The sequence below is a fragment of the Undibacterium sp. Tian12W genome (assembly GCF_049339405.1).
Classification (GTDB): domain Bacteria; phylum Pseudomonadota; class Gammaproteobacteria; order Burkholderiales; family Burkholderiaceae_D; genus Undibacterium.
In genome coordinates this window covers 20,698-33,112 of sequence record NZ_JBMPPK010000032.1, presented here as the reverse complement: position 1 = coordinate 33,112, position 12,415 = coordinate 20,698, and the positions used below count along the sequence as shown (strand labels likewise).

Genomic DNA, 12,415 nt, shown 5'->3' with positions numbered 1-12,415 from the left:
CATATGGGATATGCCAAATGAAGATGAATGGGAAGATTGATAGTTTGCTGTAGCCTATTCCGGCGACCAGCTATTTTTTACTGCATGGTCTTGCATACGTTTTGCAACAGGCGTGCCAGGCATGTGCCCGGTTTTAAACTCCCTCAAGCATGAAGAAATGCACATCAAGCATGCTTCTTGACATAGTCCTTCAAACCCGCCGTGAGCGCAGCAAATGTCACCGCACAACGCGGGCTGTCGCGCAGGTCTTCGTGCATGGCGACCCATATATCAAGGTTGACCGAGAACTGTGTTTTCAAAACGCGGACCAGGTCTTTGTCCCTGGCAGCCAGCGCAGAATGGCAAACCCCTATGCCATAGCCTGCGCGAATTGCCGCCAACTGCGCCAGGTCACTGTCGGTGCGCAAGGCAAATGACGAAGGTTCAAGCGTGGGGAATTTTGACCTCAGTTTACGCAGGAAGGCATTTTCCTGGTCAAAACCAATGATGGTATGCCGCGATAACTCGTCCATCGTTTTTGGCATGCCAAAATCAGCCAGGTAACTTTCGTGGGCAAAAAACCCAATTTCAATTGCACCGGCACGTTTGGCGATCAAGGCATCTTGCTCTGGGTTGACCATGCGCACGGCGATGTCTGCCTCTCTGTGCAAGAGATCATCGACACGGTTCGATAATACCAGCTCTATCATCAATTCAGGGTGTTGCCGCCGCAGTGCCGTCAAAACAGGCGGCAGCACTTCGACACAGGTGACTTCACTGGCAGTTACCCGCACCGTGCCACGCACACCTGTGCCATGGCTGCTGGCAACCCTGCGAAGTGCCGCAGCAGTGGCGGCAACATCGGCCGCATAGGGCCTGAGTTCCAGGGCGGCCTCCGTTGGTGCGAAGCCATCAAACGTGCGCGTGAACAGTTTTAAATCCAGCGCTTTCTCCAGGCTGTCTATATGGCGTCCAACAGTAGGCTGCGTCATGCCCATCGCCCGCCCTGCAGCCGACAGCGAACCGGTATCGATGACCATCAAGAAGGTGCGGTACCACTCCCAGTTCGGCTCAGTATTCATGGCATATACATTTATTTATAGCGACCATGCGATTCTAGGCAATTTTCATTTAGCTGGCAATACCGCACACTGACGTCTATTGCAGTAAAACTGCGCCAGTTAATACTAATGCAGCATTGATGAAAGAGCCCATACCATGAATATCGCTACCCATTTAACCCAGCTATTTTCCAGTCACGCAGAGTGCGCAATCGCCTTACGCCCCAGGCAACTGGCGATATCGGTTTTTGGGCTGGCGGTGCTGGTACTTGAATTTTGGTTGAAGGTGCCTGTGAAGCCGGTGCTGGATACTTATCTGCAAAAACTGCTTGCCTGCATCGCACCCACAACATCCTCGCAGGCTGCGTTGTAAGGCAGCCGACAAAAAAGCCCCATCAACGAGTCGATGGGGCTTTGAATACCGTTTTGAAAGCTAGATCAACGGCACGATGATCTATGCAGCTTAGAGACTCACCGCACTCTTGATCGCAATCGCCGTCACTGCCCAGTGAAGTAGGGTGCGTCTTGACGCACCACTTTTCGGTCAAAAATTTCAATGTGCACGTACATAACGGTGCGTCGAGACGCACCCTACAAAAAAGCCCCATCAACGTGTCGATGGGGCTTTGAACGCCGTTTTGAACGCTACATCAACGGCACGATGATCTATGAGGCCTACGGACTCACCGCACTCTTGATCGCAATCGCCGTCACTGCCCAGCCCAGCCAGCCATTTGGTTGCGCGACACTCCATGCCATGGCGGATGATCCCAAAGCCGTCACCGGTGCATGTTGCGTGCCAAAGGTCAGGGTATTGGGATTGGCATAGCTGAGCGCGCCCATGCCGTAAGTGGGGACTATGCTTTGCGCATAATCGCCGCCATAGACACCAAATACCAAAGAGTTCGATTGCAGCGTAGTTTTGGTGGCGCTGGCTGAGGTGCTGATATTGCTGGCGGTGACAGGGTTACCATCAAATATCGTCGGGGCGAAATTTGATATCTCATAAGCTGCCATCACCACGCCTTGCGCTGCGCCGCCATTGGCATTGATGGTGAACGAAGTGCCGCCGGTTTTTGCAACTGCATAGAACCACCCGGCACAAGAAGATTTGCAGGCATCGGTTTTATACCAGGTGTAGTTGCCTGCGTTCTTGTTATCGGTGACGGTAAAGTTATAGGTATTGCCCTGGTTGCTGGCCATCGCCACCAGGATCAGATTACCTGCCTTGACCGGGTTGGCAAAACTGATAGCCGCAGGCCTAGTGTCGCCATCTGCATAGGCCGGGGCAGCCGTTTGCACGACCACGGCAGATGCGGGGGTCTGCACGGCACCCGGCAAGCCCTTGATGGCGATGACCGTTTCTGACCAGCCTGTCCATCCTTTGGGCTGTGTTACTTTCCATGATACCGGAGTGCTACCCGTTGTCGCTGCGGTGGCAATTTGCGTACCGTAAGTCAGGGTATTGGCATAAGCAGCATTGAATGCGCCTGCGGCATTGCCGGGGGTGATGACTTGATCTGGGTCGCCGCCATAGACGCTGAGTACCAGTGAATTGGCCGAGGCAGTCTGCTTGCTGGCACTTGCCGTGGCACTAGTGTTACCAGTGCCGACAATGCCATTAGCAGTAACTGGCTTGCCATCAAATATCGCGGGGTCAAAATTACTGACCTCGATCGCCGACATGACCAGCGATTGCGCAGCGCCGCCTGTTGCGCTGATGGTGAAACTGCTACCACCCTTTTGCGCGACCAGGTAGAACCAGCCAGCGCAGGTGTTCTGGCAGGCATCGGTCTGGTACCAGGTGTAGTTGCCCGCGTTCTTGTTATCTGACAGGGTAAAGTTATACGTGTGGCCCTGCGTGGATGCCATGGAAACCAGGATCAGGTTGCCAGCCTTGACAGGATTGGGGAAGCTGATCGTGACCGGGCGGGTCGAGCCATCAGCAAACACCGGAGCTGCAGTCTGCACAATTTGCGGTGGCGTGATTGGCGCTGGCACCAGGCCAGTCACTGCATCTGAAACAGTGCTGGCAGAACCTGCACTATTCTTTGCGGTGACTGTGCAAGTCAGCGCCTGCCCTACATCTGCCGTGGTGACGATATAGTTGGCGGCAGTCGCACTGGCGATCTGGGCAGCACCGCGCTTCCAGCGATAGGCATAGCTCGTTGGTACATTGCTCCAGGTGCCTGTTGAACAAGCCAGTGCGCTGCCGACGAAAGGCGTGCCGGAAATGGCAGGCGCTATGGAATTGACCGGGGCCTGCACACTGCCGAGGTTGGCGCTGCAACTTGCCGTCGTGCCGCCGTTGGAACCGGCACAAGTCCAGGTCCATGGGCCAGCGCCTTTCAATAAAGACGCGACACCAGCGCTGCACAAACCCGTCGTCGGTGCACTGCTGAAGCTTGCGCCGTCAGCACTGCCGCAACTACCATTGACGGGCACAGCAACACTCGCCACCGTGACTGAATTGCTCATGACCGAGACAGCGCCCTTGGCATTGCTCGCGGTAACGCGCCATGCGATGACCTTGCCCGCATCCGTGCTGGCTGGCGTAAAGCTGTTGCTGGTACTACCTGCAACATCGGCACCATTGACTATCAATTGGTATTGATAGTTCGTCGGGCTATTGGTCCATGTGCCTGTACTTACACTCAAGCTGCTGCCGACTTGCGGCGTCCCCTGTATGGTTGGCGCGATGCTTACCGCTGGCAAGCCGGTATCGCTGGCAGCACCTGACTGATAGGCCCCCACATCCATGGCCTGCGGGTTGCGGGTTTTGAGATCATAGTCGTTGGTCACCAGAGAGGTCACTGCTGTCGCTATCGAACCCGCACCGCGTGCGGCGCTGTTGGTTTGCAGGTGGAAGTCAGCACCGGCCTGCACAAACAGCGGGTTAGCCATGATCGCAGTGCTATCTAGCCCAGGGCTGCCAGAGCCGTTGAACCACAGGTTGCGCGCAAACGTGCCTGCGCTGGCCTGCACGCCATTCGAACCTGAGTTATACGGCGTGCCGGTAGCGACATAGAAGATATTGTTTTCAACATCCATCGCGCCTTTGGGCAAGTTCCAGTCATTTGTCAACGCGCCATAATTGCTGTTGCCAGCAGTGTTGGTGTTGTAGAAGGTGTTGTTATATATTTTTGCGCCAGCGATGTCGGTGGTGTTAAAACGCACTGCCGCATACTGGATGTTATAGACAACGTTGTTCCATACCTTGACATTGCCCGCCGTACCATCGGCCAGGTTGATGCCATGCTTGCGCACATCGTGGATCAGATTGTGGTGCACATTGATATTGCCTATCGGCGTGCCAGAAGAACTGTAGCTCTGCACACCGTTGCCACCAAAGATATTGCCGACCTCGTTATACGCCACCTCGTAAGAACCGGTACCATCAAAATAAAAGCCATGGTTTTGCAAAAAGCTGCTGCCATCGTCCGGCCCACAATACACATCATGCACATGGTTACCCAGCACTACCACGCCATTGCCGCTGCCTGTGACACCCGCGCCCTTGGCATTGACATTGTGCACGGCGGTATAGGCAGTCAGCTCATTGTTGACCACGCGCCAGTTGGCACCTTTGTATTTGTTGAGTTCATACCCGGCCTGCACGCTGATCATGCCATCGCCACGGCCTGACTCTATCTTCAGATTGGTGACGGTGATGCCGGCGCCGCAACCTATCTCCTGGCGTGCACTGTCGGCAGAAGTAATCACACCGCCTGAGGCATTGTCTTTGCTGCTGCTCAGTGCCTGGGACAGTTGCGTGGTTTCTGTCGGAAAGCCCATCAGCGTGATCGGGCCAGATTGCACGGCGCCTGTTGCCGGCGTGCCGGATTTGTTTTGCGCCCTCAGGAAATAATTGTCACCTGCCTGATGCACATCAGTCCAGACACCGCCACGCATGACGATGAAATCACCCGGCAAGACGATGCCCCATACACCAGCAGTCGCCACTGGCTGCAAGCCGCCTGCTATCGTGCAGCCGACATTGATGTCATTGGAGTTATTGCTGACGGCGAGTTGCACATGCCGGTAAGGGTGGTTGATGTCATCCGGCTGACCGGTGCTGTCATTGCCATCGAGGCTGACAAAATAGATCTTGCCGGGGTTGATTTTAAAGCTCAGTTGATTTGCGTCTGTCGCGACATTACCGTTGATGACCACCTTGACAGGCAGGTCACTGCCATTGGCCGCGCTACCGAGTGCGCCTATTTGTGCCGTGATCTGCTGTATGTCTGCCCTGCCGCGTGAAGCGCCGATGGAACGGTAATTATCCACCTCGATATTATCGAGATACACCTTGGCATTGCTACCCGCCCCTGTCGTACCAAAGTTCTGCCCAAAGACCGACAGGTAAATGCCCTTGTTATTCTCGCCGCCAGTAGTGGGACCAGAGGTGATGTCGGTATAAAGCTGCTGCGGCAGGGATCCCACTGCGCCACCAGAAGAAAAAATCGCCGTCACATATTGGGTATCCGCTGTTTTGGTAAAAGTGCAGTCTGCCGTGCCACTGCAACCCGTGCTGACAGCGGCCACACCCGGCCCCGACCAACCAACAAAGCCACTGCCAGACGCATGCAGAGTCACGGTCGCATTCGTCGCAAACAACTGGCTGCAACTGCCGGTGTAGCCAGGCACGTCACTGGTACAACTCACTGCGCCCGGGCTGCCAGCGACAGTCGTCACCGTACCGCCACCGGCGACGCTGACATTCAGCAGCGAATTTGCATCACCTGATGACGCAACCGCATTCATCATCGCCTTCAGGCCAGAAGCGTTGGTCCCTCCGCCACCTGCTGCGCCAGCGTTCAACCCAGAATTCGCACCACCCAGCACGACGAAGGCACTGGCCGCAGTCGCCACGACGGCTGCCACCAGCAGCGTGAGATATTTTCTGGTTTTCATTTTTATTCTTACCTTTCCGGGGCGCAGCGACAGTTTAAAGTCAGACAGCGGGGATGGGGGACAGCTTTATCAGCAAGGCAACCTGCCGGATAAATGCGGCAGGCTGATGATCATTTGGCAAACATTGATTCTAGGTAAGACATCCATGGTTTAGCAACCCATAGATGTGAGAGGATTTGTATCTGGTGTATCAGGATGTAAGTTGTGATGGCCGGGGGCTTTGCCCTTAAGCGTGACCATCTACAGCGATGCACGACGAGGCATATAGTAGGGTGCGTCTTGACGCACCGTTTTTCGATCGGAAAAATTCAAGGCACACGCACATAATGGTGCGTCAAGACGCACCCTACTGACCAGGATTTGCGTATATTCCAGGGCAACCCATTGCTGTGAAATAGCCGTCATGTAGGAGCGGCTTCAGCCGCGAACCGCTTAGCCGTATCGGCCATTCGCGGCTAAAGCCGCTCCTACAGGTAATACGTCATAAAAAGATAAAGCAATCCCATGCCGTAAAGTAGGGTGCGTCTCGACGCACCAGATCGTCAATATTCATAAAAGCAAAAAGGTGCGTCGAGACGCACCCTACTTCACTATTTCTTTTCCGCCGGCATCTGATCCACCGCCTGCGTTATCGCTTCCTTGAAATTCAACTGGCCTTCCAGATAAGGCTCCCACACCTGGTCTATCAAATCCAGATATTCTGGCCAGGCTTTTTGATACAGGCCATTCTTCAATGCATAAGGTTGATAGTCCAGATTGGCGCTCTGCTTGAGTACATCCTGGGTCACTTTACCCACCGTATAAAATTGCAGCACATGCCATAAGTCAGATTCGCCTTCACGATGTGCAGCCTTCATCCTGTCATTGATGGTAGCGACCAGGGTGTCAGTAACGGTAGTGTGCGAGGCCTCGTGATACAGCATTTCCAGCGCCGCCAGGCCCTGATAATCTGGACGTCCACTGGGCATGACGATCTGTTCATCGGTATAGGCGCCCTGCCTTGTACCCGTCATCACGACGATATCACTGCGTATGGGCTTGGCCGGAAAAGCATGCACCATATACTTTTCTATTCGCGCCTGTATTTCCTTGCCATAGCTTGCATCCAGCTGTTTGGTCTGCTTGATCCAGTCCTGGTTGCTTTTGTTCTGCGATGCCCAGATGCAGCGGGCATACACAGGAGCAACCCGGTTCAGCACAGCAATGAGCGGTGCCGGAATAGCCAGGCCGCTGGCGTCGCGATGCTGGTCATCCACACTCAGGCCACGCTTGATGCCTTGCATGGTCGCATCAAACAGCGGATCGCGTTTGGCATAATCAGCCTGGTAAAAATCAACGGCGTCTTTCAGGATAGCGAATTCTGCCTCGCCAGGTTTGTTATCCCAGGGCAGCTCTTGCAATGATTTTTTTCTGACCGACACATCCAGCAGAAAATGATGCAGATTCATTAAAAACGCGCTGTGATACTCAAAACTGGCACGCTGCATGGGCAAACCCGGCTTGCCGTTTTCTGCACTGTGGGCGGTTGTCAAGAATGAACAGGCGAGGGAAAGAGAGAGGAATAACTTCAGAACAAGGCGCATAGTAATTCGATGGGAAAGGTAACAAACTGCTGACTTGGCTCAGGACTTGAACATGCTTAAAGCATGCAAATTCTCCGGCGGTGATTCTAGCTTAATTTTGCTGGCCCCTGTATTTTTATGCAATACCAAATCCACAACATTAAGAATGGAATTCAATTTACCAGCGATATTGAAATATATTCGTCAGAATTTTCATCAAAACAGAGAATTTTACACGGCCATTATTTACCCATCCACTTCTTCAAAAAACGCTTTTTCAATGCCGCCCGCTCCTGCGGAGTACGCCCCAGTTGATTGGCACCGATCTCAGCAGCAGCGGCCATGTCACGCGCAGAATGGTAGGAATGCCCGTCCTTACCCATCTTCCATACATTGCTGACTTGCCGCTCCAGCACCGGCAAATGAGCGTCCAGCCCTGCTGGTGTTGCACTCGCGAGCGCCACACGTTCAGTGCTACGCCAACGGCTGTGCCAGCGCTTCTTTTCTTCCTTCTCGCTTTGGCAAACACATTGGCCCCAGACAGGTTTTTTACGGCGGCTGTTACTCATGAGCTGATCTCACTCCTCAATTTTCTGATAGCTGGTTGCAGTAAGTCCGAACTACACACACTACCCGCCTGACTGTATAGTTCTGTAGCAATCAAGAAATCCGCCATCACTCTTGATGGCGAAGGATGCTATTTCCTGCAGCGTCCAGATCGCAGAATAATTATCATCGACAACCCCGGTCAAGATACTAATGAGCCGCAGCGCGAATGCACTGGCATCATTCACACCTTTGTTGGCACTAGTGGACTTTAACAGTGAAATCGAGAGTGAAGGACATGTGCCCGGCGCATCAGGGCAAGGCAAGGGTGGAACAAATGAGCACAGCGATAGCGGGGCTATCGCGAGTATTTGCAACGCAGGCATGATCGTCGCGCACATGGCAGGCACTCCGATTTTCACTGTTACAGTTCACTAACCCTGCGCATCTCAATTGCCAGCGATACGCCTGGCATGCCCTGGAGCGCCTCTGTGACGCTGGCTATGTTTTCAGGCTCATACTCAGTGAGCATGTCATCATAAAAATAAATAGTCAGGGTATAGTCTTCTCTATACGGGTATCGCCATGTCTGTTTTTCATACTCAATGGGACTCGCCATATGATCAACTACCTTAGTAACTAACTGACGGTCTTGAGTACGAAGATGGACTATGATGGATTCTGCCATGGTGAATTTTTCTGGTTGTCAGCGGGTACGATGGGTAGTTGCGATGGTAGGTACGTTTAGCGCGGCGTAATCGTACAAATCGAGTTCACATCATATCGCCATTTCCAGGAAATTTTTCTCCGCATCCCAATGACGTCAATGTTTCTTTTTTGGATCAGACTGTATATATAGTCTGCACAACATGCCTACGAGGGCTGCACGGGTTCAACGCAATCCCGGTAATTCTGCGTGAACGATTGACTGCATTTCAAACCATTCTCTACCATTTTTGTAAGTGTTATCTGAAAAACTGTGATTTGGTTTCCAGAGCAAATTCAAGGATATCTTTTGCTGGTCAAAGCTCGCATCAACAAGAGTGAAATCTGTGTTCATGTCTGAGAAAGCTTTCGGCACTTTGAAATTGACGATCCAGGCAAGCATGGGTTTTCCGCTAAAGTCTCGCTGCTCTATAAGAAATGTATGCAAGCCTCTGGTTTGTAGCTCCCCAGGCAGAATTGCGAGCCAGGAATCTTCACGTTTGATAATACTGTGCACTTTCATTAGATCAAGTTTGTTTTCGTCTGCAGTGCCAGGCAGACAGGTGGCATATGAGTTTGAATACTTGATGTCGTCCAGAGTGCAGTTGGTGAGTGAAGTGATAGAGTCACGTTGTTTCTCGTATCGAACTTTTCGAGGGTCACCCTGACTAAGTTCTGTCTCGGCAAACCGGCCTGTTGCAGGATCGCCGAAAGTGGCAACTACAGGAATGTAATGAAATGGCATTCTGTATGAATAATTCTGCTTAGGCCCTTCATCAAATAAATCAGGTCTGTTCAAGGCTTTGCGCAAGAAATCAATCATCCCATATTTGGGTTGCGGCCCCAGACAATAACCACGGCGAAGTGAAAGGTCTTTTCTATGCGCGATTTGAACGCCATCGATGACGCGTTTGACTACAATATCAACTGTCGATGTGCGAACCTGATACTTTGGTATGGAGCCTATCATCAGAGGTGTCGTATATGTCACGACAACGTCAATAGCATCCAGGCCGGGTAACTCGTCTGGTGCTCTGGGATCAACACTCACATCTCCGGGCAGCTTTTTCAGATCAAGTACCAGTTCGGATGGCAATCTGTCGATTTTTTCTTTTCCAACGACTACAACCGAAATTTTTTCTTTGCCAGTCAGCGCAATATTGAATTTTTCTTCTCCTTGTGACAAACACTGCTGCACCATATTCTCTTGTGTAGTGTTATATGCCTGATCTCTTTGCTCCGTTTCTTCACGAGCGTCCCTGGTCCGTTTCCCAAAAAATATTATTCCGCATAACAGGACGATTCCAACTCCTATTGCGCCAAATGTCCGCCAGATAACAATAAGGATCAGCAGCGCAACAATGCCAACTACGCCCAAAACAATCCAAATAATTCCATATACTGCCCCGACCATTACCCCTTCGGCATAAGCTGGCGCGGCAGCACACATAGTCAGGACGGCAAGCGCTGCCATGTAGATCATTTGCCTGGAATTAGTTTGCAATAATCTTTTACCGAAGCTCAATACCGTCCCCTGTTTTTTACGCTGGATATCTTCTTTGTTTCGCATGATAGGATTTTTCTAAAAAAATGCGAAACAGAATACTTTGCGTTTTGCATTGATGAATCATGAACAGCTTGCGGCAATGCCCGCTATCCCCTGCGTATCAGCGCAGCGTAATCGTACATATCGCACACATATTACATCAGCATTTTCAATACACTTAGTCTTCGCATCCCAATTACGTTCATGCCTCTTTTTTGGATCAGACTGTATAAAGAGCCTGCGTACCATGCGCATTATTATGCTGGGTTAATCGTAGTTACGCGGGATGAGACAAGTTCGCTCTTTCTGCAGCCATTGTTGATGTTCTTCAATGACATGCTCAAAATGCGCTTTTGAGTGATATCTTTCGGATGAAATATCATTACGCTTCCCAAGCATGGAGGGTGGCGCGTCTGATGACCATTCATGTGCAGCCCAAAATCCAGACAACTCTATCAGCCCATAAACCGACTCAGTAGAAAGTTGCGCAAGCAGATATTCCATTGCAACCAGACGCCATTTGCGTTTTGATAAATCCAGATTGAGCGCTTTGGTATTACAAATTTTTTCTACTTGCTCACGTAATACTATAGTGCTTATCTCACTATCTAGTGCCAGGCATGCGACTACGTCGAACAAGTCTTCCCCAGACGAGATACTCATCAGTTCATGAGCTGCGAAGTTTGCGATATCCGAGGCATACAATCGTCCTTCTATGCCAGCGATATCATCAAGCCCCAGAAGTATGACACCCCAGTCCACAATATCAAGCTTACGCATTGACTCAAAAGCGGCTGTCGATCTCAGGCAATTCATTCTTCACTTACCTATCCATTTATTGAAAAAAGTGTTTTTTAATACAGCACGTTCTTGCGGCGTATCACAGCGATACGCTAAGCATCCTGTTAAGTATTTTTGTTACGCTGGACATGATATTTGGCTCTATGCGCGGTGAGCATATCGTCATAAAATAAATGGTCAAGGTATAGGCGACTTACCTATATCAATGATCAATATTTCTCCAAAATACGCATGACAAATTTCTCCCGCTCTGCAAGTTTCCGCGCATTCTTTCTACCGATATCAAAGTTTTGATTACCCAGCGCAAGCGAAAGAACGAAGTCTTCCAGAAAATGCCGGAAAGAAGCTGCAACTTCAATTTTAGCCGGATGACCAAAATCATCCTGAATATTAAAAATTGGCCCTTCGGGATTGCTCCTTTCAAAGACCAGTTCCCGATGATATTTTGACTGACTTAAATAGACGTATTCACCAGGGAAAGTTTTATGCAGAAAAATGATATGCGGTTCATATAAAACACCCAGCAAACTCTCATCATCGCCAAGCAAGGCAAAGTAAGTCGTATAAGCATCACATAAGCTCGCAAATGCAATGAAGTCGGCAGGCAAATTGCAGCCAATCTCCTTTTGAATTTTGGCTAGCGACGAAGACTTTGGAGGTGATTTTACAAAATCAGTGTCGCCTTCCTGTAGAAGTCCATACTCATACAAAGTCACAAGATCAGAAAGCTCTACACCTATCATCGTCATAAGCCTTTTTCCACAATAATGAACGCGATGTTTGAACCCAAATTAACATGCACATCACCGTTTCAATAAAAATAAATTGTCGGCTTTCACATGATACCGTTACTTCTTGTACCCGCTCAATGATGCGAATGCCTTTTTGCCTCTACTGCTCATGCCGCAGAGATCATCGACAAACAAGGCAACGCAAGACTTGTACCTATTCGTTCAGGTCTTTGTCTGCCATATCGTGCACCGCTGAAAGCCGCGATGACAGCCGAACACGCGCGACGATACCGCAGATGATTGCGCACAGCGCAAAAAAAATGAAGCCTATTGCACAAACTGTAAACAGCATGGCAATACCTGTACCGCAAACGAATTCACCATTCTTGCTTTGCTCACGCGCCCAGACAGAAAATTGCCAGTATTGGTAAATTCCAAAAAATATGGGTAACAAGGACATCATGCCAAACACCCGGGACCAGCCGCGCCATGATTTAAAAAAATTGGCCATTATTTTTATCAGATATTTTATGTGAAGCCAAACGAGGCTGAGCGGTTTTACCAAGCAGC

General features: G+C 50.7%; 11 protein-coding genes. 2 read left to right on the top strand and 9 right to left on the bottom strand.

Translation table 11 applies throughout. The features are described from left to right. Window positions 1-164: 164 nt before the first annotated feature. Window positions 165-1,061 (bottom strand): LysR family transcriptional regulator, encoded by an 897-nt coding sequence (locus tag ACO0LI_RS28205; protein WP_423036935.1) that lies wholly within the window; start codon window positions 1,059-1,061, stop codon window positions 165-167. A gap of 136 nt (window positions 1,062-1,197) precedes the next feature. Here ACO0LI_RS28205 and ACO0LI_RS28200 point away from each other — a divergent pair, with 136 nt between their 5' ends. Further along, window positions 1,198-1,413 carry a hypothetical protein gene (locus ACO0LI_RS28200; RefSeq protein ID WP_423036933.1) on the top strand — a complete coding sequence of 72 codons (216 nt, stop codon included), beginning with the start codon at window positions 1,198-1,200 and terminating at the stop codon, window positions 1,411-1,413. A 302-nt stretch (window positions 1,414-1,715) separates the two neighbouring features. Here the strand turns inward: ACO0LI_RS28200 and ACO0LI_RS28195 are convergent, their stop codons facing one another. The 3 genes from ACO0LI_RS28195 to ACO0LI_RS28185 form a co-directional block, all read right to left on the bottom strand. After that, the gene (locus tag ACO0LI_RS28195; protein ID WP_423036931.1) at window positions 1,716-5,954 is read right to left on the bottom strand and encodes a hypothetical protein; all 4,239 of its coding nucleotides are present in this window, start codon (window positions 5,952-5,954) and stop codon (window positions 1,716-1,718) included. A gap of 590 nt (window positions 5,955-6,544) precedes the next feature. After that, window positions 6,545-7,486, bottom strand: coding sequence for a hypothetical protein (locus tag ACO0LI_RS28190; protein ID WP_423036929.1), 942 nt, complete (start codon window positions 7,484-7,486; stop codon window positions 6,545-6,547). A gap of 272 nt (window positions 7,487-7,758) precedes the next feature. Beyond that, window positions 7,759-8,085: a hypothetical protein gene (locus ACO0LI_RS28185; RefSeq protein ID WP_423036927.1), complete on the bottom strand. Its 327-nt coding sequence runs from the start codon at window positions 8,083-8,085 to the stop codon at window positions 7,759-7,761. A 190-nt stretch (window positions 8,086-8,275) separates the two neighbouring features. On the opposite strand from ACO0LI_RS28185, the gene ACO0LI_RS28180 reads away from it, so the two are divergent. Next, window positions 8,276-8,500 carry a hypothetical protein gene (locus ACO0LI_RS28180; RefSeq protein ID WP_423036925.1) on the top strand — a complete coding sequence of 75 codons (225 nt, stop codon included), beginning with the start codon at window positions 8,276-8,278 and terminating at the stop codon, window positions 8,498-8,500. Here the strand turns inward: ACO0LI_RS28180 and ACO0LI_RS28175 are convergent. From ACO0LI_RS28175 to ACO0LI_RS28155, 5 genes are all read right to left on the bottom strand, one after another. Beyond that, complete coding sequence (locus tag ACO0LI_RS28175) at window positions 8,487-8,750, bottom strand: hypothetical protein (protein WP_423036923.1); 264 nt, start codon at window positions 8,748-8,750, stop codon at window positions 8,487-8,489. The genes ACO0LI_RS28180 and ACO0LI_RS28175 overlap by 14 nt on opposite strands. A gap of 204 nt (window positions 8,751-8,954) precedes the next feature. Continuing rightward, window positions 8,955-10,337, bottom strand: a complete 1,383-nt coding sequence (locus ACO0LI_RS28170) for a hypothetical protein (RefSeq protein ID WP_423036921.1) — start codon at window positions 10,335-10,337, stop codon at window positions 8,955-8,957. A gap of 243 nt (window positions 10,338-10,580) precedes the next feature. Then, on the bottom strand, window positions 10,581-11,093 hold the full coding sequence (locus ACO0LI_RS28165; RefSeq protein WP_423036919.1) for a DUF2247 family protein: 513 nt from the start codon (window positions 11,091-11,093) through the stop codon (window positions 10,581-10,583). Window positions 11,094-11,323: 230 nt separating this feature from the next. Further along, window positions 11,324-11,863, bottom strand: a complete 540-nt coding sequence (locus ACO0LI_RS28160) for an SMI1/KNR4 family protein (protein ID WP_423036917.1) — start codon at window positions 11,861-11,863, stop codon at window positions 11,324-11,326. A 196-nt stretch (window positions 11,864-12,059) separates the two neighbouring features. Then, window positions 12,060-12,410 (bottom strand): hypothetical protein, encoded by a 351-nt coding sequence (locus ACO0LI_RS28155; protein WP_423036915.1) that lies wholly within the window; start codon window positions 12,408-12,410, stop codon window positions 12,060-12,062. Window positions 12,411-12,415: the final 5 nt, after the last annotated feature.